This is a genomic window from Delftia sp. UME58 (assembly GCF_014170385.1).
Taxonomy (GTDB): Bacteria; Pseudomonadota; Gammaproteobacteria; order Burkholderiales; family Burkholderiaceae_C; genus Comamonas; species Comamonas acidovorans.
On sequence record NZ_LZZV01000020.1, the window covers coordinates 2,501 to 21,331 of the forward strand.

Annotated in this window: 18 protein-coding genes and 2 rRNA genes (1 of these 20 running past the window's edge); 17 read left to right on the top strand and 3 right to left on the bottom strand. The window is 62.2% G+C overall.

Going from position 1 to position 18,831, the window contains the following annotated elements; all coding sequences use genetic code 11:
- From A9976_RS07220 to A9976_RS07240, 5 genes are all read left to right on the top strand, one after another.
- A 23S ribosomal RNA gene (locus A9976_RS07220) occupies window positions 1–2,755 on the top strand; it begins 121 nt to the left of the window's first position.
- Window positions 2,756–2,880: 125 nt separating this feature from the next.
- Window positions 2,881–2,993, top strand: a 5S ribosomal RNA gene (gene rrf, locus A9976_RS07225).
- Between the two features lie 129 nt (window positions 2,994–3,122).
- On the top strand, window positions 3,123–3,866 hold the full coding sequence (locus A9976_RS07230; protein WP_183018437.1) for a 16S rRNA pseudouridine(516) synthase: 744 nt from the start codon (window positions 3,123–3,125) through the stop codon (window positions 3,864–3,866).
- 19 nt (window positions 3,867–3,885) lie between these two features.
- The gene (gene guaD / locus A9976_RS07235) at window positions 3,886–5,313 is read left to right on the top strand and encodes a guanine deaminase (protein WP_183018438.1); all 1,428 of its coding nucleotides are present in this window, start codon (window positions 3,886–3,888) and stop codon (window positions 5,311–5,313) included.
- A 47-nt stretch (window positions 5,314–5,360) separates the two neighbouring features.
- Window positions 5,361–6,734, top strand: a complete 1,374-nt coding sequence (locus A9976_RS07240) for a uracil-xanthine permease family protein (protein WP_183018439.1) — start codon at window positions 5,361–5,363, stop codon at window positions 6,732–6,734.
- A 65-nt stretch (window positions 6,735–6,799) separates the two neighbouring features.
- Here A9976_RS07240 and A9976_RS07245 read toward each other — a convergent pair whose 3' ends face one another.
- Genes A9976_RS07245 through A9976_RS07255 form a run of 3 tightly spaced genes read right to left on the bottom strand, consistent with a single transcriptional unit; the run spans window position 6,800 to window position 9,494 of the window.
- Window positions 6,800–7,249, bottom strand: a complete 450-nt coding sequence (locus tag A9976_RS07245) for an RNA-binding S4 domain-containing protein (RefSeq protein ID WP_183018440.1) — start codon at window positions 7,247–7,249, stop codon at window positions 6,800–6,802.
- Window positions 7,250–7,253: 4 nt separating this feature from the next.
- The gene (locus A9976_RS07250; RefSeq protein ID WP_183018441.1) at window positions 7,254–8,741 is read right to left on the bottom strand and encodes a sensor histidine kinase; all 1,488 of its coding nucleotides are present in this window, start codon (window positions 8,739–8,741) and stop codon (window positions 7,254–7,256) included.
- Window positions 8,742–8,771: 30 nt separating this feature from the next.
- Window positions 8,772–9,494, bottom strand: coding sequence for a response regulator transcription factor (locus A9976_RS07255; protein WP_183018442.1), 723 nt, complete (start codon window positions 9,492–9,494; stop codon window positions 8,772–8,774).
- Window positions 9,495–9,594: 100 nt separating this feature from the next.
- Between A9976_RS07255 and A9976_RS07260 the strand changes: the two genes are divergently transcribed.
- The 12 genes from A9976_RS07260 (at window position 9,595) to A9976_RS07315 (ending at window position 18,705) form a co-directional block, all read left to right on the top strand.
- Complete coding sequence (locus A9976_RS07260) at window positions 9,595–10,554, top strand: tripartite tricarboxylate transporter substrate binding protein (RefSeq protein WP_013803365.1); 960 nt, start codon at window positions 9,595–9,597, stop codon at window positions 10,552–10,554.
- A gap of 216 nt (window positions 10,555–10,770) precedes the next feature.
- Window positions 10,771–11,340 carry a tripartite tricarboxylate transporter TctB family protein gene (locus tag A9976_RS07265; RefSeq protein ID WP_183018443.1) on the top strand — a complete coding sequence of 190 codons (570 nt, stop codon included), beginning with the start codon at window positions 10,771–10,773 and terminating at the stop codon, window positions 11,338–11,340.
- Window positions 11,340–12,854: a tripartite tricarboxylate transporter permease gene (locus tag A9976_RS07270; RefSeq protein ID WP_183018444.1), complete on the top strand. Its 1,515-nt coding sequence runs from the start codon at window positions 11,340–11,342 to the stop codon at window positions 12,852–12,854. Before A9976_RS07265 ends, A9976_RS07270 begins: the two co-directional genes overlap by 1 nt.
- A 403-nt stretch (window positions 12,855–13,257) precedes the next feature.
- Complete coding sequence (locus A9976_RS31865; protein ID WP_386849621.1) at window positions 13,258–13,458, top strand: RHS repeat-associated core domain-containing protein; 201 nt, start codon at window positions 13,258–13,260, stop codon at window positions 13,456–13,458.
- Between the two features lie 121 nt (window positions 13,459–13,579).
- Window positions 13,580–13,906, top strand: a complete 327-nt coding sequence (locus A9976_RS07280) for a hypothetical protein (RefSeq protein WP_183018445.1) — start codon at window positions 13,580–13,582, stop codon at window positions 13,904–13,906.
- A gap of 326 nt (window positions 13,907–14,232) precedes the next feature.
- A complete protein-coding gene (locus A9976_RS31325) occupies window positions 14,233–14,532 on the top strand; it encodes a hypothetical protein (protein WP_259649135.1) in 300 nt (99 codons plus the stop codon).
- On the top strand, window positions 14,532–14,780 hold the full coding sequence (locus A9976_RS07290) for a hypothetical protein (protein ID WP_183018446.1): 249 nt from the start codon (window positions 14,532–14,534) through the stop codon (window positions 14,778–14,780). Before A9976_RS31325 ends, A9976_RS07290 begins: the two co-directional genes overlap by 1 nt.
- 56 nt (window positions 14,781–14,836) lie before the next feature.
- Window positions 14,837–15,022, top strand: a complete 186-nt coding sequence (locus tag A9976_RS07295; protein ID WP_183018447.1) for a hypothetical protein — start codon at window positions 14,837–14,839, stop codon at window positions 15,020–15,022.
- Window positions 14,952–15,488 carry a hypothetical protein gene (locus tag A9976_RS07300; protein WP_183018448.1) on the top strand — a complete coding sequence of 179 codons (537 nt, stop codon included), beginning with the start codon at window positions 14,952–14,954 and terminating at the stop codon, window positions 15,486–15,488. The genes A9976_RS07295 and A9976_RS07300 overlap by 71 nt, the downstream gene beginning before the upstream one ends.
- Window positions 15,489–15,713: 225 nt before the next feature.
- Window positions 15,714–17,027 (top strand): SGNH/GDSL hydrolase family protein, encoded by a 1,314-nt coding sequence (locus A9976_RS07305; RefSeq protein WP_183018449.1) that lies wholly within the window; start codon window positions 15,714–15,716, stop codon window positions 17,025–17,027.
- 137 nt (window positions 17,028–17,164) lie between these two features.
- Complete coding sequence (locus A9976_RS07310) at window positions 17,165–17,683, top strand: sigma-70 family RNA polymerase sigma factor (protein WP_013803359.1); 519 nt, start codon at window positions 17,165–17,167, stop codon at window positions 17,681–17,683.
- 14 nt (window positions 17,684–17,697) lie between these two features.
- Complete coding sequence (locus A9976_RS07315) at window positions 17,698–18,705, top strand: FecR domain-containing protein (protein ID WP_183018450.1); 1,008 nt, start codon at window positions 17,698–17,700, stop codon at window positions 18,703–18,705.
- Window positions 18,706–18,831: the final 126 nt, after the last annotated feature.

An 18,831-nucleotide genomic window follows, 5' to 3' on the forward strand; every position in this document is an offset into this window, starting at 1 on the left:
GGGAAACCCACCCGCAAGGGTATCGCATACTGAATACATAGGTATGCGAGGCGAACCTGGAGAACTGAAACATCTAAGTACCCAGAGGAAAAGACATCAACCGAGATTCCGAAAGTAGTGGCGAGCGAAATCGGAAGAGCCTTCTAGTGATAGTCAGACGGTTAACAAAACGGAATGGAAAGTCCGGCCATAGTAGGTGATAGCCCTGTATGTGAAAACCGACTGGTGGTACTGAGCTAGAGAAAAGTAGGGCGGGGCACGAGAAACCCTGTCTGAATATGGGGGGACCATCCTCCAAGGCTAAATACTCATCATCGACCGATAGTGAACCAGTACCGTGAGGGAAAGGCGAAAAGAACCCCGGGAGGGGAGTGAAATAGATCCTGAAACCGCATGCTTACAAAAAGTAGGAGCCCGCAAGGGTGACTGCGTACCTTTTGTATAATGGGTCAGCGACTTACATTCAGTGGCAAGGTTAACCGAATAGGGGAGCCGTAGAGAAATCGAGTCCGAATAGGGCGTCCAGTCGCTGGGTGTAGACCCGAAACCAAGTGATCTATCCATGGCCAGGATGAAGGTGCCGTAACAGGTACTGGAGGTCCGAACCGACTAGTGTTGCAAAACTAGCGGATGAGCTGTGGATAGGGGTGAAAGGCTAAACAAACTTGGAAATAGCTGGTTCTCTCCGAAAACTATTTAGGTAGTGCCTCAAGTATTACCTGCGGGGGTAGAGCACTGTTTAGGCTAGGGGGTCATGGCGACTTACCAAACCTATGCAAACTCCGAATACCGCAGAGTACAGCTTGGGAGACAGAGCACCGGGTGCTAACGTCCGGACTCAAGAGGGAAACAACCCAGACCGCCAGCTAAGGTCCCTAAAATTGGCTAAGTGGGAAACGAAGTGGGAAGGCTAAAACAGTCAGGATGTTGGCTTAGAAGCAGCCATCATTTAAAGAAAGCGTAATAGCTCACTGATCGAGTCGTCCTGCGCGGAAGATGTAACGGGGCTAAGCCAGTTACCGAAGCTGCGGATTTGCAATTTATTGCAAGTGGTAGGAGAGCGTTCTGTAAGCCTGTGAAGGTGCCTGGTAACGGGTGCTGGAGGTATCAGAAGTGCGAATGCTGACATGAGTAGCGTTAAAGGGGGTGAAAAGCCCCCTCGCCGTAAGCGCAAGGTTTCCTACGCAACGTTCATCGGCGTAGGGTGAGTCGGCCCCTAAGGCGAGGCAGAGATGCGTAGCTGATGGGAAACAGGTCAATATTCCTGTACCGATGTGTAGTGCGATGTGGGGACGGAGAAGGTTAGCTCAGCCAACTGTTGGATATGTTGGTTCAAGCCTGTAGTCATGCCTGGTAGGCAAATCCGCCGGGCTTAGATGAGGGGTGATAACGAGTCTGCTTGCAGACGAAGTGAGTGATACCCTGCTTCCAGGAAAAGCCACTAAGCTTCAGCTACACACGACCGTACCGCAAACCGACACTGGTGCGCGAGATGAGTATTCTAAGGCGCTTGAGAGAACTCTGGAGAAGGAACTCGGCAAATTGATACCGTAACTTCGGGAGAAGGTATGCCGCAAGTAGGTGAACTTGAACAAAGGGAGCCCAAAGCGGTTGCAAAAAATCGGTGGCTGCGACTGTTTAATAAAAACACAGCACTCTGCAAACACGAAAGTGGACGTATAGGGTGTGACGCCTGCCCGGTGCTGGAAGATTAAATGATGGGGTGCAAGCTCTTGATTGAAGTCCCAGTAAACGGCGGCCGTAACTATAACGGTCCTAAGGTAGCGAAATTCCTTGTCGGGTAAGTTCCGACCTGCACGAATGGCGTAACGATGGCCACACTGTCTCCTCCAGAGACTCAGCGAAGTTGAAATGTTTGTGATGATGCAATCTCCCCGCGGAAAGACGGAAAGACCCCATGAACCTTTACTGTAGCTTTGTATTGGATTTTGAACGGATCTGTGTAGGATAGGTGGGAGGCTTTGAAGTGAGGACGCTAGTTCTCATGGAGCCGACGTTGAAATACCACCCTGGTGCGTTTGAGGTTCTAACCCAGGTCCCTTATCGGGATCGGGGACAGTGCATGGTAGGCAGTTTGACTGGGGCGGTCTCCTCCCAAAGCGTAACGGAGGAGTTCGAAGGTACGCTAGTTACGGTCGGACATCGTGACGATAGTGCAATGGCATAAGCGTGCTTAACTGCGAGACTGACAAGTCGAGCAGATGCGAAAGCAGGACATAGTGATCCGGTGGTTCTGTATGGAAGGGCCATCGCTCAACGGATAAAAGGTACTCTGGGGATAACAGGCTGATACCGCCCAAGAGTTCATATCGACGGCGGTGTTTGGCACCTCGATGTCGGCTCATCTCATCCTGGGGCTGTAGTCGGTCCCAAGGGTATGGCTGTTCGCCATTTAAAGAGGTACGTGAGCTGGGTTTAAAACGTCGTGAGACAGTTTGGTCCCTATCTTCCGTGGGCGCTGCAGATTTGAGGAAGCCTGCTCCTAGTACGAGAGGACCGGAGTGGACACACCTCTGGTGTATCGGTTGTCACGCCAGTGGCATTGCCGAGTAGCTAAGTGTGGAAGAGATAACCGCTGAAAGCATCTAAGCGGGAAACTCGTTTCAAGATGAGATCTGCCGGGGCCTTGAGCCCCCTGAAGAGTCGTTCAAGACCAGGACGTTGATAGGCTGGGTGTGGAAGCGCAGTAATGCGTTAAGCTAACCAGTACTAATTGCTCGTGAGGCTTGACCCTATAACTTTGATGACGTTGATCATCAAGGTGGTTATGCCAAGTAAGGCGCAGTCAAAATACAAAGCTGATTACAGACTCTATGAATTCGTTGTGTTGCTCGGTGAGCAGCATGACAAAAAGTTATGCCTGATGACCATAGCAAGTTGGTACCACTCCTTCCCATCCCGAACAGGACAGTGAAACGACTTTGCGCCGATGATAGTGCGGGTTCCCGTGTGAAAGTAGGTCATCGTCAGGCTCTTACAGCCCAAGAAACCCCGTAGCCCAAAGCTACGGGGTTTTTTGCTTGTTTGCGCAGAAGTACTTGTATCGTCGCCTGCGCGATGTGCGTGCGCCATGGTGGGCGCAGACGGCTTGAAAGATGAACATGCAACTGCAAGACATTCTGTATTCCCAAGGGTTCGGCATCCGCCGCGTGTGCTCTGGCCTGGTCCAGCAGGGCTGGGTGGAACTGTGGGACACCGAGGCCAATGACTGGGTGCGTTGCCTTGACTCCACGCAGGACATCGATCCTGAAGGCCTGCGCTATCGCGTGCAGGGTGTGGAGTGGGCCTATCACGCGCTGGGCTATGTGCTGCTGCACAAGCCGGCGGGCACGGAGTGCTCGCAAAAACCTTCGACCTATCCGAGCATTTACTCGCTTTTGCCCCTGCCGCTGCGGCTGCGCCCGAACAAGGGTGCCGTGCAGGGCGTGCAGGCCGTGGGGCGGCTGGACCAGGACACGACGGGCCTGCTGCTGCTCAGCGATGACGGCCAGTTCATCCACCGTATGAGTTCGCCCAAGAAGCATGTGCCCAAGATCTATCGCGTGACCACCAAGCATCCGGTCGATGCCGGCCAGGTGCAGCGCCTGCTCGACGGCGTGGTGCTCGACGATGACCCCAAGCCCGTCAAGGCCGCTGCCTGCGAGCAGGTGAGCGAGCATGTGCTGGACCTCACGCTGACCGAAGGCAAGTACCACCAGGTCAAGCGCATGATCGCGGCCGTGGGCAACCGCGTCGAAGGCCTGCATCGCTGGAAGATCGGCGAGCTGGAACTCACCGACGACCTGCAGCCGGGTCAGTGGCGATGGTTGACGGCCGAGGACCTGGCCAAGCTCAAGGCCAAGTGAGCCAAGGGGGCGCGTTTCCATGATGAATTCCGCTGACGCAGGCCGGGGCTGGGCCCTGTTGTGTACTGCTTTCGATGCGCCCGTGCCGGATGCGCTGCGCATCCAGCAGGACGTGCTGATCGTGGTGGATGGCGGCGGCATGATCGATGCAGTGCTGGAGCGCGGTGATCCCCGCCGCGCCGCTCTGGAGGCCGCGCATGCGGCCGCAGGCACGCTGCAGCGCCTGCCCGAAGGCCAGTACCTTTTGCCCGGCATGGTGGACCTGCATGTGCATGCACCGCAATGGCCGCAAAGCGGCAAGGCGCTGGATGTGCCGCTGGAAACCTGGCTGCAGGAGTACACCTTTCCCCTGGAAGCGCGCTACGGCGATGCCGGCTTTGCCGCTTCGGTCTACGACAGCGTGGTGCGCACGCTGTTGGCCAATGGCACGACGACGGCCATGTACTTCGGCACCATCCACGCCGTGGGCAACCAGGTGCTGGCCGAACGCTGCCTGGCCCTGGGGCAGCGCGCCCTGGTGGGCAAGGTGGCGATGGACGAGCCGTCGCAATGCCCCCCGTACTACAAGGACGCCAGCGCCGCCGAAAGCATTGCCGAGACAGCGCGCTTTGTCGACTGGCTGCGCCAGCATCCGGACAACGCGCAGCAGCGCGTGCTGCCGGTGATCACGCCGCGCTTCATTCCTTCGTGCACCGACGAGCTGCTGCACGGCCTGGGCGACCTGGCTGGACGCACCGGTGCCCATGTGCAAACCCATTGCTCCGAGAGCGACTGGGCGCATGCCCATGTGCTGGAACGCCAGGGCCGCACCGATGCGCATGCGCTGCATGATTTCGGCCTGCTCACGCGCCGCACGGTCGTGGCCCATGCCAACTTCCTCACGGCCGATGACGTGGCGCTGATGGCGCGCACGGGCGCCTCGGTCGCGCATTGCCCTCTGTCCAACTTCTATTTCGCCAACAGCGTGTTCCCTGCCCGCAGCGGCCGCTCGCAGGGGTTGGGCATGGGGCTGGCCACGGACATCTCGGGCGGCTACAGCCCCAGCATGTTCGATGCCTGCCGCCATGCCATGACGGCCTCCCTGGCCTTGCATGAGGGGGTGGACCCGGCCCTGGGCGCTTCGCAGCGCGGCAGGGCGGGACAGGGCGTGCAGGCCCGCATCGACCACGTCTTTGCCCTTTGGCTGGCCACGGCGGCGGGGGGTGATGCGCTGGACCTGCCCATTGGCCGCATCGAGCCCGGCCATGCCATGGACGCCCTGGCCATCGACTGCCAGGGGCCTGACTCCAATGTCCAGATCTGGCCCGGCGCGGATGGCCCGGCCGACATTCTGCAAAAGATCATCCACCACGCCACGCGCGCCAATGTGGCCAGCACCTGGGTGCAGGGCGAGTGCGTGCACCGGCGCCAGGCCGCCGGCGCGGTCGGCGCTGTCACTGCTGTCTGAGCGCCGCAGTCTTTGCGCTGCGGCCGTTTTCCGCATTTTTCCGTCCCATGACCGAACCGACCTCCTCCTACGAAGGGCGCCTGATCGCCCGCCCCGACGACCGCGTCACGATCTCACAGGCCTTGTTGCTGGGCCTGCAGCATGTGATGGCCATGGACGTCTATGTCGTGCCCTTCATCATTGCCTCGGCCCTGGCGCTGTCGCAGGCCGACGCAGCGTCCATGATCCAGTCCACTTTCCTCGCGGCGGGACTGGGCACGTTGATCCAGACGGCCTGGTGCATGCGCATGCCCGTGGCACAAGGGCCGTCCTATATTCCTCTGGGTGCCATCCTGGCCGTGGCCTTTGGCGCGGGCGGCGGCTTCGGCGGCATGGGAGCGGTCTATGGCGCGCTGATTCCGGGGGCGCTGATCGTCATTGCGCTGGGGGCGCTGGGCTGGTTCCACCGGGTGATCCGCTGGCTGGTGCCGCCCATCGTCGGCGGCACCATCATCCTCGTGGTGGGGCTGTCGCTGCTGCCTATCGCGCTGAGTGCCAACGTGTTCTCGGTCCACGGAGGCATGACGGTCAACCAGTCCATTGCCCTGGCTTCGGTGTCGGCGGCCCTGCTGATCGCGGCCATGATGCTGGGCCTGCGCTTCGACAACCGGCTGGGCCGCTGGATGCGGCTGTCGTCGGTGATCATTGCGCTGGCCGGTGGCACGGCCGTGGCCTGGGCCATGGGCCTGTTCGCCTGGCAGCCGGTTGCGGATGCGCCCTGGCTGACGCTGCCCAAGCTGGCCGGCATCGACTACCCGCTGCAGTTCAGCCTGCCCGCCGTGCTGACCTTTGTCGTGATCTATCTGGTGGTCATGGCGGAAACCACGGGCACCTGGTTCGCGGTATCGGCCGTGATCAACCAGCCCATCACCAGCCGCCAGCTCGACCGTGGCGCCGTGGGCGAGGGCCTGAGCTGCAGCGTGGCCGCGCTGATCGGCGCCACGCCGGTCACCGGCTACTCCACCAATGCCGGCGTGATCTCCATCACCGGCGTGGCCAGCCGCATGGTTTTCATTGCAGCCGGTCTGGTGCTGGCCTGCCTGGGCTTCCTGGGCAAGTTCTCGGCGCTGATTGCGGCCATTCCCTCGCCCGTGATCGGCGGCATGTTTGCCGTGGTCTGCGTGACCATTGCCATGGCGGGCATCCGCATCCTGCGCCATGTGCGCCTGGACGAGCGTGCCATGCTGGTGGTGGGCGTGCCCATCATCTGCTCCTTCTTCGCCACGCTGGCCCCCAAGGACTGGGTGCAGACCCTGCCGGACATGCTGCAGTACCTGCTGGGCTCGGCCGTGACCGTGGGGGCCATGGCCGCCATGGTCATGAACCTCATCCTGCCGCGTGCGCAGGGCGACGACGCACCGGCCAAGGACCAGGTGGTCTGAACGCCGCAGGGGTCTGCGCCCGCAAACCCATGAGAAAAGGCGTGAGGCGGGCAGGGCCGCAGGATTCAGCGCCGGTCCAGGTCGTCGATGGATGCGCTCCAGCGGCTGTCCCAGTTGCCGCGCTCGCGCACCTGGTCGATCTGGCGGCGGTCGCGCTTGGTGGGGCGGCCGTCATGCTGGTCGGCAATGCTGCTGGCGGGCTCGGGCGCCAGCCTGCGCTGCTCGGCCAGGCGCTCCCGCTCGGCCTGGCTTGCGGCGGTTTCTTCGTACAGGGCCTGGGCCACTGGCGCCGGGCCACGCATGCCGGACAGGCCACGGATGACCACGGTGCGCGGAATCTGGCCCTGGCGCAGCGCCACGGTGTCGCCGCAGCGCACCTCGCGCGCGGGCTTGACCGGGGCTCCGTTGACGGTGATGCGGCCCTTGCCGATCTCTTCTACCGCCAGGCTGCGCGTCTTGTAGAAACGCGCGCACCACAGCCATTTGTCCAGACGCATGGATTCGATATCGGTCATGGCGTTATTGTGCGCGCGGCGCGGGGTGCTTGCCAGTGGCCGGTTGCAGCGGAATCGCCACGTGCGCGTGCAATCCGCAGACCAGGCCTTGCCGGTAGATGTTGCGCAGTTCGATGGCGCCGCCCAGCGTTTGCACGATCTCGTGGCAGATGGCCAGCCCCAGGCCCGAGCCGCTGCGCGCATTGCCGGCCGAGAACGGCTGGAACAGCCGCTGGGCCAGGTCGCTGTCTATGCCCGGCCCGCTGTCGCGCAGGCTGAGCACGGCCTGGCTGCCGGCCTGGTGCACGCTGATGTGCAGGCTGCCGGCCGCGGGCATGTGGCGTATGGCGTTGTGCAGCAGGTTGCGCGTGAGTTCGCGCAGCATCCATTCGTGGGCCGGCACGGGGCAGGGTTCGGTGTCTATGGAGAAGTCGATGTCCTGCTCGGCAATCAGCGGGGAAAGTTCGATGGCCACGTCGCGCACCACTTCGTCCAGCAGGCTGGGTGCGGGCGACGCCGGCTCGGCGCTGTCTTCCTGGCGTAGCTGCTCGACCTTGGCCAGCGCCAGCATCTGGTTGGCCAGCCGCGTGGCGCGGTCCACGGTGGCGCCGATTTCCTCGAAGGCCTGCTCGGCCGGCACATCGCCGCGCTGGGCCGACTGCAGCTGCGCCTTGAGCACGGCCAGCGGCGTGCGCAACTGGTGCGATGCATCGCGCACGAAACGCTTCTGGTCCGACAGCAGCTGGCGCAGCCGCAGCATGAGCTGGTTGATGGCCTCCAGCAGCGGCTGCAACTCGCGCGGCGCAGCGGGGGCCGACAGCGGGCTCAGGTCGCCGCGCGGGCGAGAGCGCAGGTCGCTGCTGAGCCGGCGCACGGGTTGGGTGGCGCGCTGGACGACGAGGATCACGATCAGCGCCACGGCGGCCACCAGCAGGGCCTGGCGCGCCAGCGTGGTGCGCAGGATCTGCAGGGCCAGGGTCTCGCGCAGCTCCAGCGTCTCGGCCACCTGGATCACGGCCATGCCGCGCCCCTTGGCGCTGGCCACGGGCTGCAGCAGCACGGCCATGCGCACGGGCCGGCCGCGGAACTGGGCGTCGTAGAAATCGACCAGGGCCGCGTAGGGCGGGCGCTGGGGGATGACGCCGTGCCACATGGGCAGCTCGCCAAAGCCCGACACCATTTCCCCGTCCAGCGTGGAGACGCGGTAGAACATGCGGCTCTGGTTGTCGGCCTCGAAGATCTCCAGCGCCGAGTAGGGAACGATGGCATGCAACTGGGCGGACTCGTCATAGCCCGTCACATCCAGCTGCTCGCTGATGCTCTTGGCCGATGCCAGCAGCGTGCGGTCATAGGCCGTGTTCAGCGCAGCCAGCGTCTGGTGGTAGAGGCTCCAGGTATTGAAGCCAATGAACAGAATGACGGGGACGAGAATGCCCGTCAGCAGTTGGCGGCGCAGCGACCAGGGCTGGCGCGCGCGGGCGGGGGCGGGAAGGGGAAGACCGGGGTCGCGCATGGGCTTGCGGTGCAGAAATGCGGCAATGCGTCAGGCCGACTCGGCCTTGAGCAGATAGCCCAGGCCGCGCAGCGTGACCAGTTGCACGCCCGTGCCCGACAGCTTCTTGCGCAGCCGGTAGGCGACGACTTCCACGGCCTCGTACTGCACGTCGGACTCGCCGGGAAACACCAGCGCGAACAGCCGCTCCTTGGCCACGGCATGGCCGGGGCGCGCCAGCAGGGCGTGCATCAGGGCCAGCTCGCGGGGCGTCAGCTCCATGATCTCGCCATCGCGGTGGATGGCGCCGCTGGCCTTGTCGTAGCGCAGCGCGCCCATGGCAATGGTCTCGGGCGGTGGCTTGGGCGCGAAGCTGTCGCTGCTGCGGCGCAGCAGGGCGCGCAGCCGGGCCTCCAGCTCGTCGAGGTCGAAGGGCTTGGCCAGGTAGTCGTCCGCGCCGGCGTTCAGGCCCAGCACGCGGTCGCCCACGGTGCCGCGCGCGGTCAGAATGAGCACGGGCGTGCGCAGGCCCTGGCCGCGCGCACGCTCCAGCACCTGCAGGCCATCCAGGCCGGGCAGGCTCAAATCCAGCACCACGGCGTCGGGCTCGCGCATCAGCCACTGCGCCAGGGCCGAGGGGCCGTCGGCCGCCGTCTCCACCTGGATGCCGCGCCGGATCAGCGTGCGCTGCAGCGTGGTGCGCATGGCGTTGTCATCTTCTACGAGCAGCAATTGCATGGCCCGCACGTTAGCACCGGGCGCGATGCAGGCCATCGCGCCAAGAGCGATCTAGGGATTCCCCTAGGGGTTTGGACAGCCATTTGACAGGTAGCGAACCGATCATCGACAGCCTTACAACATAAGGAGTCAAACCATGCGTCGTGATACTTTTCTGAAGTCGCTGGCCGCACTGGCCGCCGCAGGCAGCCTGCCGCTGTCTGCGCAGGCTGCGGTCGCCGTCAAGATGATGCTGCCGGCCAACCCCGGCGGCGGCTGGGACACCACGGGCCGTGCCCTGGGCAAGGCTTTGCAGGACGCTGGTCAGGCTGCTTCTGTCACCTATGACAACAAGGGCGGCGCCGCCGGCGCCATCGGTCTTGCGCAGTTCGTCAACGGCAGCAAGGGCGATCCCAACGCCATGATGGTCATGGGCGCCGTCATGCTGGGCGGCATCATCACGGGCAAGCCGCCCGTGAACCTGACGCAGGCCACGCCGCTGGCGCGCCTGACCAGCGAATACAACGTGTTCGTGCTGCCCGCCAACTCGCCCTTCAAGAACATGGCCGAGGTGATCGCCCAGCTCAAGAAGGACCCGGGCTCCGTCAAGTGGGGCGGCGGCTCGCGCGGCTCCACCGAGCACATTGCGGCAGCCATGATCGCGCGTGAAGTCGGCGTCGATCCCTCCAAGATCAACTACGTGGCCTTCCGTGGAGGCGGCGAGGCCATCTCCGCCATCCTGGGCGGCAACGTCACCGTGGGCGGCAGCGGCTTCAGCGAGTTCGCCGAGTACATCAGCACCGGCAAGATGAAGCCCATCGGCGTGACCTCGGGCCAGCGCCTGAAGGGCGTGGATGTGCCCACGCTCAAGGAGCAGGGCATCAACGTGGAGATCGGCAACTGGCGCGGCGTGTACGGCGCGCCAGGCATCACCAAGCCGCAGCGCGATGCGCTGGTCGCCATGCTGGAGAAGGCCACCAAGAGCAAGGCCTGGGCCGAGGCTCTGCAGAAGAACGACTGGACGCCTGCATGGCTGGCCGGCGATGCCTTCGGCGAGTTCGTGGACCAGGAGTTCGCGAGCCTGCGCGCCACCATGGTCAAGTCCGGCATGGTGTGATCGAACTGCCGCATAGGCCTCTTGCGGGGCCGGTGCGGCAACAGGCCCGCACTGCTGCGGGCCACGGCAGGCACCAGTCGCAGCGCCTGCTCCAAGAAGCGGAAGATGCCCGCGCGCCGCGCCAGCGGCTCGCAGGCCCCGGCGGCTTAATTTTTTCCCCACGTCTGCAGCGGTGGCCGGCCCGGTCGCCGGTCCCGCTGCGGCCAGGAACTGACCATGTCCGAGTCCTCACAACCCAATCCACTTGCCACCGATGCCGCCCAGGCCGATGAGCCCAGCGGCTTTCCCTCGGTTCGCGCGCAGACCATCGTCGGCTCCGGCGTGCTGCTCGTCGCTGCAGGCCTGGCCTTCGGCGCGCTGCAAATTCCCGGCGATGCCGGCTACGGCGGCGTCGGTCCCAATTTCCTGCCCTGGCTGTGTGCCGTGGTGCTCGCGGTCTGCGGCGCCTGGCTGGTCTGGGAGGCTCGCACGGGCGGCTTTCGCGAAGCCTCCGCCCCGGGTGGCCATCCTCGCGCCGACATCGGTGCCTTCGTCTGGGTGTCGGCCGGCCTGATGGTCAATGCCGCGCTGATCGGCACGGCAGGCTTCATCGTCAGCTGCACCATCTGCTACGTGCTGGCCGTACAGGGCCTGCGCCGCGCCGGTGGCCAGACCCAGGCGGGCAAGCCCATCACCTGGGCCAAGGATGTGATCACCGGACTGCTGATCTCGGCGCCCGTGTTCTGGGCCTTCACGCAATTCCTGGCAATCAACCTGCCAGGCCTGACTGAGACGGGGTGGCTGTAATGGAAATCTTTGACGCACTGATGGCGGGCTTCGCCACCGCCATCACACCGGCCAATCTGCTGTGGGCCCTGGTCGGCTGTGCCCTGGGCACGGCCGTGGGCGTGCTGCCCGGCATCGGCCCGGCCGTGGCCGTGGCCATGCTGCTGCCCATTACCGCCAAGGTCGAGGTCACCGCCTCGATGATCTTCTTCGCGGGCATCTACTACGGCGCCATGTATGGCGGCTCCACCACCTCCATCTTGCTGAACACGCCCGGGGAGACCGCGAGCATGGTCACGGCCATGGAGGGCAACAAGATGGCCAAGAGCGGCCGCGCGGGCGCCGCGCTGGCCACCTCCGCCATCGGCTCCTTCGTGGCCGGCACCGTGGCCACCGTGGTCGTGACGCTGTTCGCCCCCTCGGTGGCCGACTTTGCCGTCAAGCTGGGCCCGCCCGAGTACTTCATGCTGATGGTGCTGGCCTTCACCACCGTCAGTGCCGTGCTCGGCCAGAGCGCGCTGCGCGGCATGACGGCCCTGTTCCTGGGGCTGGCGCTGGGCTGCATCGGCATGGACCAGATCTCCGGCGCTGCGCGCTACACCATGGGCAAGATGGAGCTGCTGGACGGCGTGGACATCGTGCTCGTGGCCGTGGGCCTGTTCGCCGTGGCCGAGGTGCTGTATGCCGCCATGTACGAAGGCAAGGTCGTCGATACGCAAAACAGGATGGGCCGCGTTCACATGACCGGCCGCGACTGGAAGCGGTCGTGGCCCGCCTGGCTGCGCGGTACCGTCATCGGCACACCCTTCGGCTGCATCCCTGCCGGCGGCACCGAGATCCCCACCTTCCTGAGCTACGCCACCGAAAAGAAGCTGGCCAAGGGTGAGAACCGTGCCGAGTTCGGCAGCAAGGGCGCCATCGAAGGCGTGGCCGGCCCCGAGGCCGCCAACAACGCCACCGTGACCGCCGCGCTGATCCCGCTGCTGACCCTGGGCATTCCCACCAGCAACACCACGGCCGTGCTGCTGGGTGCGTTCCAGAACTACGGCATCAACCCCGGCCCGCAGCTGTTCAGCTCTTCGGCCGCCCTGGTCTGGGCGCTGATCGCCTCGCTGTACATCGGCAACCTGATGCTGCTGGTGCTCAACCTGCCCATGGTGGGCCTGTGGGTCAAGCTGCTCAAGATCCCGCGTCCCCAGCTGTACGCCGGCATCCTGATCTTCGCCACCGTGGGTGCCTACGGCATGCGCCAGAGCGCCTTCGACCTGTTCCTGCTGTACGGCATCGGCGTGCTGGGCGTGATCATGCGCCGCTTCGACTTCCCCACCGCGCCCGTCGTGGTCGGCATGATCCTGGGCCCCCTGGCCGAGGCACAGATGCGCAATGCCGTGTCCATCGGCGAAGGCAGCTGGTGGATCTTCCTGCAGCGCCCCATGTCGCTGACGCTGATCATCATCGTGGCCTGCGTGCTCATCGTGCCGCGCGTGCTCAAGCGCCTGCAGCCCAAGCCGTCGCCGGAGGCGGCTGCCGGCTGATGCCAACCCGTTGCTAGCCGGCCCGGCGATGCCACGCATGGCGCCCCGGGCCCCTGACAGCTCCTGCCTTTCGAGGCAGGGGCTTTTTTTGTTGGCGCGCCTTGATGCGGGTCATCAGGCCGCACCCATTACTACGGCTGGGACGGCGACCGCCTCATCCGCACGGAACGTCTGCAGCACGGCAGTGACACGCGCCACATAGAACACACCATCTACGAACCGGGCAGCTTCACGCCCCTGGTACGCCTGGGCACCACGGCCAACGGCGATCCCCAAGGCGGGGCCCACCTGCTGGTACAAGCCATCACTGCAGGCCTGCCCGACCAGGAAGACCCCAACCACACGCCAGCCCTGGCCCTCATGCCAGGTGGCCTGGGCTGCCAAGCTGGACCCCTGGGGCAATGTGCTGCAGGAGTACAACCCGCAAGGCATCCACCAGGCGATCCGGCTGCCGGGGCAGCACCATGACAGGGAGACGGGGCTGTATTACAACCGGCATCGGTATTACGATCCGGTGGTGGGGAGTTGTATCAATCAGGATCCTATCGGCTTGAATGGAGGTGTTAATTATTACAATTACCCCAAAACCCAAATATTGGCATAGATCCATGGGGCTGGTCTATTTAAATCTCTTTCCGGAGAAAGATGATAGATTTCAACCCTTCGTCAAAGGGGAAATGATGCGGTACATTTTCATATTATTCATGCTCATAACAATGACCCACATGGCCAATTCAGATCAATCATCCGGATCGATATATCATTTAAATTCAAATGAAATCCTTGATCTTAAAAATAAGGCCGAAACTGATCCCAAGGCTTCTTATGGGCTTTACGAATACTATACACTCTCTGAATACAATGAGAAAGAATCCCTGACTTGGCTGGAAAAAGCTGCCTTGTTAGGTCATGAACTAGCGCAATTCAACTATGTGAAGCATTTTTATGACAACGGAAACAAAAAGAAAGCAAATTCGCTAGCAAAAAAATGGAAAGACAATGTTGAGATAAATAAATTATTTCTTGAAAAAAATCCATCAAATAAAAAATAACAATTCAGAAACACAATCCGAAGCAGATGCACCAGGCCTTCTGGCTGCCAGGGCAGCACCATGACAGGGAGACGGGGCTGTATTAAAACCGGCATCGGTATTGCGATCCGGTGGTGGGGCGTTATATCAATCAGGATCCGATTGGTTGACTGGGCGGGACTAATCATTTGAATTACCCTAAAAATCCATTGAATTGGATAGGCCCGGTGGGTCTACACTCAATTGGTCCCCCTGCGGCGGGAACATGCTATCCACGAAGAAAAATGCCAAGACCTATTTTGCTTAGCGATCTGCCTCGTCGTGCAGCATATGAGGCTGCTGCGAACATGACGCAAGCGCCAAATCCGGGGTATCCAGAAGATCCACTTGATCTTCCATGTGTAGAATGGGATTGTTCCGATAAAAATTCACTTATTTTAAAATCTGGTGATTCGAAAAAATCCACGGACTTCATCCCCCCTGAAAATTCAACAGCAGATCCTGCACAGGGATGCCGTTGCATATCTGCAGGTGGAGATCCTGCGTATAAAATGCCATTCGATCCAAAATTGAATCCATTCTCCAATGCTCATGATGTTGAAGATGATTGGAAGAGAGGATTAAGAATTATTCTCCTGGGAAGATAATGAAAAAATTACTTTTCTTAATTGGTTGTTTCTTCATTGTTGTCACACTTGGGTTGCCCGATGGAGTCAATGTTCAGTCAGGATTGAAATCATCTCCATTCTATTTTATTTGTTGGTTGATGTTGCCGATTCTGGATTTTTTTGGGGAATGGGGTGGTGTATTTTTGGGCGTGGCATTTATTGTTTTTGCCATTTTGACAGGCAATAAAAAGAAGAAAAGCCAGAAAGATTTCAATAAAAATAAATAAATGCATTGTGTCGAATTTTTGGCATGTTCTATTAATTGACTGCTTGCACAAAATTCATGGAAACAGACGGACTGCTTACCCCATCTGGCGTGTCGGAAAAACTGGAGATCAGTGGCGAAAAGCTGATCTTGGACGTGATGGATACTGAATATATAAAAAATGAAGAAAAAGATGAAGATATTCTTTGCGTTGATCTCTGGAGTTATATTCCTGATATTTGTTCTATTGATTTCAACGGCTGAAAATCAGGAGGAGAGTACGTTCTCTTCCTATGAGGACTTGAAGAAATATGGCAAAGGATATACGTCATGGATCCCCGGGTTCCTGCCAAAAGAGGCTTTTAATATAAGAATATATACTCACGTTGAAACAAACTATTTTTATATGTTTTTCCAGCTTGAAAAGAGTAAATATGTTGATTTTCGAGAAAAAATGAATATTGAGGCTTCAAGGGAAGGACTATCGATTCTTCAGAAAGGAGTTAGGGAAATAAAATCGGGGTGGTGTGTTTTTCAGGATTCATCGGATGGTTTTGGGGAGAATTTATATCTGATAGGGGAAATGAATTCTAATCAAGAAATATATTATTTAACGAAGGCAACAACTGGCATAAGATCTAGCTCAGTTGTATATGCTGATGAAATGGCAAAGAAATACTGTAGGCTTGAAGAATTAAAGCCTGAAATGCGAAAACTGAATATCAGGTAATTTCCACAGTGGAATCCAGGATATGTGCATTTGCCGGCAGAAGATCGCCTCAGCCTGACATCGCTCCTGCAGCAATCTCCTGAAACCCGCCCTGTTTATTGCCACCCGGGCACGGCATAGCTGTTATCGTGAATTAAATTCACAGATGGTGTTCCCGCAGACCGTCTAGTCCCGCGCAGCCCTTGAATCCATGATCCCGTCATCGACAGACATCGGATTCCTTGCATGCGGCAACCCTTTCCATCGCTTTCCACGGCCTCGGGCGCGGTCCTTCTGGCGCTTGTGATTTCCACGCCCACCATGGCGGATTCGACGGTGCCGGCGGATTCGGCTGAAGCCTCCAACTGGGCCGCCACCTGGCAGGCCAGCCCGCAGCCGGTCTGGGGGGCGGACTTCCTCTTTCCCACCAACCTGCCCGCTGTGCTGCAGGACCAGACCGTGCGCCAGGTGGCGCGCATCAGCCTGGGCGGGCCGCGCCTGCGCATCGTGCTGTCCAACGCCTATGGCGGCCAGCCTGTGACGGTGGGCAGGGCCACCGTGGCAAAGTCGTTGCCGGCGGGCGCCATTGATGCTGGCAGCCTGCAGGCCGTGACCTTTGGCGGCAGCGCGCAAGCCAGCATTGCCGCAGGCGCATACCTGGTCAGCGACCCTGTGGCCTTGCCTCTGGCGGCGCTGTCGCAGGTGGCCGTGAGCCTGTACCTGCCCGGCGCCACGCCTGTGCAGAGCTTTCACTGGGATGGGCGCCAGACCGGCTGGATCGTGGCGGGCGACCAGTCCGCTGCTGCGGCGCTGCGGACTTCGGACCCTGGCGCAATCAGCAGCACGGCCCGCCCGTTGTTGGCGGGTATTCAGGTCGAGGCCGACACCGCGGCGCCCGCGGTGCCCGTGGTAGCGGTGATGGGCGACTCCATCACCGACGGTGCCACGGCCAGCCTGGACCGGGACAGCCGCTGGCCGGACTTCCTGGCCGCGCGCCTGGCGCCGCACGGCGCGGCCGTGGTCAACGCTGGCATCTCTGGCGCGCGCCTGCTGTCCGATGGCATGGGCGAGCATGCGCTGGCTCGGCTGGAGCGTGATGTGCTGGCCCAGCCCGGTGTGCGCAGCCTCATCGTGCTGCTGGGCATCAACGATATTTCCTGGCCCGGCACGGCCTTTGCGCGGCAGGCGCCGCGTCCCACGCTGCAGGACATGGCAGAGGGCTATCGCCAATTGGTTGCCAGGGCGCGCAGCCACGGCCTGCGCGTGATCGGCGCCACCTTGCCACCCTTCGAGGGCGCCTTGCCAGGCACGCCGCTGGACGACTACTACCAGGACGACAAGGACGATCTGCGCCGGCAGGTGAACGCCTGGATACGCCAGGGCGGTGCCTTCGATGCGGTGATCGACTTCGATGCCGTGCTGCGCGATGGCGCCCATCCTTCCCGCATGGCGGCGCGCTTCGACTCGGGCGACCGGCTGCATCCTGGCGACGAAGGCAATCGCGCCATGGCCGATGCGGTGGACCTGAACGCCATACTGCCGGGCCTGCTGCCGCGCTAGCCGCGCCTGCACGCGGTGGAGGTGGCGTTGATGGTGGCGTTGGCGGCGGCGGGGCTGTCTCCCTATAAAATGCAAATGGTTCTCATTTGTCATTCGTCCCTGGCCTGCCTGCGCCCTGGGATACAGGGAGGGGTATCGTGGCCGCCGCCGAGTTTGCGCTTCAGCAACAAGTCGAAATTCTCTACACCGATCACCACGGCTGGTTGCGCGGCCTGCTGCGCCGCAAGCTGGGCAATGCCTTTGATGCGGCCGATCTGGCGCACGACGTTTACCTGCAACTGCTGCGCACCGGCCGTGTTCCGCCGGCCGACGAGCACCGCCGCCATCTCACCCAGATCGCCAACGGCCTGGTGATCGACCTGTACCGGCGCCGCCGCGTGGAGGCGGCCTATCTTGAAGCGCTGGCCCTGCTGCCCGAGCAGATGGCGCCCTCCGAAGAAACACGTGCCCTGGCGCTGGAGGCGCTGGTGGAGATCGATGCCGCGCTGAACGGCCTGCCGCCCAAGGCGCGCAAAGCCTTGCTGCTGTGCAAGCTCGACGGCATGGCCTACCGCGACATTGCGGCCGAGCTGGGCGTGTCCGTGTCTTCGGTGGAGAAATACATCGCCGCCGGCCTGCTGGCCTGCTACCAGGCGCTGCACGGCCCTGTGTGCTGAACGGTTCCGCGCGCATGTCCTCATCGCCCGCATCTTCCGACGCCTCCGGCGAGCTGCTGGATCCGGCCATTGTCCAGCGCGCCGCCGAATGGATGGCCCGGCTGTGGGCCGATGACGCCAGCGACGAAGACCGCGCCGCCTGTGTCCGCTGGCGTGCCGAGCATCCGCGGCACGAGCTGGCCTGGAGTCGGCTGCAGGCCTTTGACGACAAGCTGCGCAGCGTGCCCGGCGGCATTGCGCGGCATACGCTGGCGGACACCTCCGCTGCGTCGCCGGCGCCACGCCGTGGCCGCCGCCGCGCCATGCAGGTGTTGGGCTTCATGGCCATGGCCGGTGGCATTGCCCATGTGGTGCGCGGCACCGATGCCTGGCAGATCGCCGCTGCCAGCCATGGCACGGCGCGTGGCGAGGTCCGCGAGATCACGCTGCCGGATGGCACGCAGGTGGTGCTGGCCTCGGCCTCGGCCATCGACCTGCGCTTTGACGGGGCTGAGCGCCTGATCCTGCTGCGCGCTGGCGAGATCCTCGTGACCACTGCGCCTGATCCGCAACGCGCGCCGCGCCCGCTGCGCGTGCGCTCGCGCCACGGCACGGTGCAGGCCCTGGGCACGCGCTTCACGCTGCGCCAGGAAGATGAGCAGTCCCGCGTGGCCGTGTTCGAGGGCGCGGTGGAAGTGCGTCCCGCCCGGGCGCCGGGCCAGGTGGTGCGCGTGGATGCAGGGCAGGGCGCCGTCTTCTCCGGTGATCTGGCCCAGTCCCCGGTGGCCACGCAGGAAAGTGCCGCCGCCTGGGCGCGCGGCGTGCTGGTGGCCGACAACATGCCGCTGGGCGAGCTGGTGGCCGAGCTGGCGCGCTACCGCACGGGCCTGCTGCGCTGCGACCCGCAGGTGGCCGGCCTGCGCGTGACGGGCGTGTTCTCGCTGCGCGACACCGACCGCGCCCTGCACAACCTGGCGCTGGGCCTGCCCGTGCAGGTGGTCGCGCGCACGCGCTACTGGGTCACGGTGCAGGCGGCGGGCTGAGGCTCCTTTCATCGCGGCGCCTTCCCGTCTCTCGGAACCCGTTACCGGCTGATTCAACTTCCTTGCCCTGCGGATTGAGGGTTTGGCGTTCTCGTTCGGAAGACAGGCAAGAGCCCTTGTTTTCTG